Source organism: Mycolicibacillus koreensis (assembly GCF_002104795.1).
In the GTDB taxonomy this organism is placed as follows: Bacteria; Actinomycetota; Actinomycetes; order Mycobacteriales; family Mycobacteriaceae; genus Mycobacterium; species Mycobacterium koreense.
This window is the reverse complement of record NZ_NCXO01000095.1, coordinates 1-2,817: the sequence shown is the minus strand read 5'-3', so window position 1 is coordinate 2,817 and position 2,817 is coordinate 1. Positions and strand designations below refer to the sequence as shown.

Annotated in this window: 1 protein-coding gene; it reads right to left on the bottom strand. The window is 70.8% G+C overall.

Translation table 11 applies throughout. The annotated features are described in order from the left end of the window. Nucleotides 1-99: 99 nt before the first annotated feature. The coding region (locus B8W67_RS19955; RefSeq protein WP_133056177.1) for a type I polyketide synthase at nucleotides 100-2,817 on the bottom strand (2,718 nt) is incomplete at its 5' end.

The window sequence follows — 2,817 nt, the reverse complement described above, 5'->3', positions numbered from 1 at the left end:
ACAACGCACCCGAATCAACATCCCCACGACCACAACCCAAAACCACCACCAAACGATCAACCAACCAACGCCGCAGGGTGTCCGGATCCATCGGGGCGCTCATGATCCCGACTCCACACTGTCGAACAGGGCATCGAGAACGCTCTCCTCGTCGGTGAATTCCGAGTGGTCAGTATCCTCCTGCGCGGGTGCCAGTTTGGTGCCCAGGTGCTCGGCGAGGGCCCCGACGGTGGGGTGGTTCCACAGCATGGTGGCAGAGAGCTCGATGCCGGCCAGGCGTTCCACTTCACGGCGGATGGACATGGCCATCACCGAATTCAGGCCGAGTTCGGCGAACGGCAGATCCGTATCCAGGTCGGCTTCGGGGATCTGGAGTTCACGAGCGAGGATCTCACGCAGTGCGCCCTCGAGTTCTCCACGAAGATCGGCGGGGCTCATCGCCGACCACTCCGGTGTGGTTGCGTCCACAGCCTGCGGCGGCTCAGCGGTCGGCATCGGGGCGATGACGACCCGGTCGATGTGGTGGCGGTCGGCGTGTTCCCAGGCGGCGAACGCCTCGTCGGGGCTCAGCGGCCGTGAGCCGAGCCGCTGCAGTTCGTCGACGGCGATCGCTGCGTCGGCGGCGAATCCGATTCCGTGCCAGGCGACCCAGTCCAGGCTCATGGTGTGGTCGCCGAGACGGTGGCGCAGCCGCGCCAGTCCGTCGAGGTAGGCGTTGGCGGTCGCGTAGGCACCCTGGCCGGGGACCCCGAACACCGTGCCGGCGGAGCCGGTCAAAAACAAAAAGTCCAATGTGCCGGGAGGGAACAGCTCGTGCAGCACGGCGGCCCCGGCGATCTTCGGCCACAGCACCCGGTGCAGCACGGCGTCGGAGGTCTCGGTCAGCAGCGCGTTCTCGCTGACACCCGCGGCGTGGATGATTCCGCGGATCGGCGGCGCGCCGGCCCGGTCGCGCCGCGCCAGCAGTTCCTCCATCGCGTCACGGCTGCCGACGTCGATAGCGGCGACGTCGACGGTGACGCCCCGGCGCTCCAGGTCGCGGATCGTCGTGATCTGTCCGGCGGTGGCGCCGTCGGCGTCGTCCCAGTCGCGCCGGGCGGGCAGACCACTGCGGCCGGCCAGGATGAGGCGGCGGGCACCGCGGTCGACAAGCCACGCCGCCATGAGCAGACCCAGCGCTCCGAGGCCACCGGTGATGAGGTACGCGCCGTCCGGGCGGCAGCGCACCGGATCGCGCTCCGCGGGCCCGGACAGCGGGGCCAGCGTCGGCGCGCACACCTCCCCGTCGCGCAGCACCAGCGGGGTTTTGCTCCGGGTGGGCAGCACAGCGGCGACGGTGCTGACCAGTTCATCGATCGGGCGGTCGGCGGGTAGGTCGAGCAGCCCACCCCAGCGGTCGGGGTGTTCGGCGGCCGCCACGGCGGCCATGCCCCACAGGCTGCTGTGGACCACTGTCGCCTCCGCTTCGCCGCGGTGCACCCCACGGGTGAGCACCCAGACGGTCCCGCCACGGTGATCGTCGCGGGTGTCGAGGTCCCGGAGCAGATCACGCACCTGCCCTGCCATGCGGACCGCGGCGTCGATACCGCGCTCGGCGGTGGTATCGGCGACGTAGACGATGTGCTCGGCGTCGGCGAGATCGGCGCTGCGGTATCCGGTCTCGACAAGTCGGTCGCGTACCGCGTCGGCGTCGCCGCCGCCGACCACGGCCAGCGTCCCTGCCTCGGGTGCGGCCTGGATCGGCTGCGGGTGCCAGTCGATGCCGTGAACATAGGTGCGCGGGTCGGCCTCCTCGGCGGGGGTCGCGGTTTCCACGTCGACGTAGCGCAACCCGAGGATGTCGAAGCAGCGACGCCCGTCGGCGCTCGTACCGACGATGTCGACGACGAGGTCGGCGCCCGGGGACGCGGCCGCACCGGTCGTGGTCGCCGCGCCCGAGCGCCGGCGCACCTCGATCACGCCGCTGCCGCCGGTGGGTGCGGCGCCGAGGCGAACCCGCTCGGCTCCCGACGGCACCATCAGACGCTGATCGGTCTGGTCGACCAGGCGCGCCAGATGGGTTGCGGCGTCGAGCAACGCGACGGTGGAATCCTCGGGCAACCCGACGTCGGCGGTCAGCCCTGCGACCCCGTTGATCCGGCCCCGCAGGGAGTCGACGGTCCAGGCGAACGGTCGGCCTTCCACGCCCCATCCGTCGAGCAGACCGTCGATCGTCCACGGCTGACCGTCGACGGTGGCGTCGACCGAGGCGCCGACCTGCCCCTCGGGGTCCAGGTCGGCACACAGATGGCGGACCCACCGGTGCGCCGGCTCGTCGGTGTCCGGCCGCGAGGACACGGTGAGGGCGGTGTTGTCGACGACCACCTGGATCTGCCGCGGCTGGTCGACGAGGACCGGTTGCTCGAAGCGCAGATCGGTCACCGCCGCAATGCCGCAATCGGCGGCCGCCTCGGCCACCGTGGCCACCAGCACCGAGGCCGGCACCACTTCGACACCGTGCAACCGGTGAAATCCCGGGTACGGCTTGGCCTGAGGCACCAGCCGGGCCTGCCACAACCGGATCGGCGGACTGCCGGCCACCGTCATCTGCGCGCCCAGCAGCGTTCCGGGCCGCGGCACGCTGCCGGTGGTGTTGGTGGCGTTGAGGTTGGTGTGGAAGGTCAGGGCTTCGTGGGTGTGGCGGGTCAGGGTGGCCAGGGTGTGGTAGTGGGAGTCGGTGTCGCTCAGGGTGTCGGTCAGGGCGTAGGTCAGCACCGGGTGTGGGCTGATCTCGATGAAGGTGGCGTGTTCGGCTGCGGCGGCGGTCACCGCCTGGTG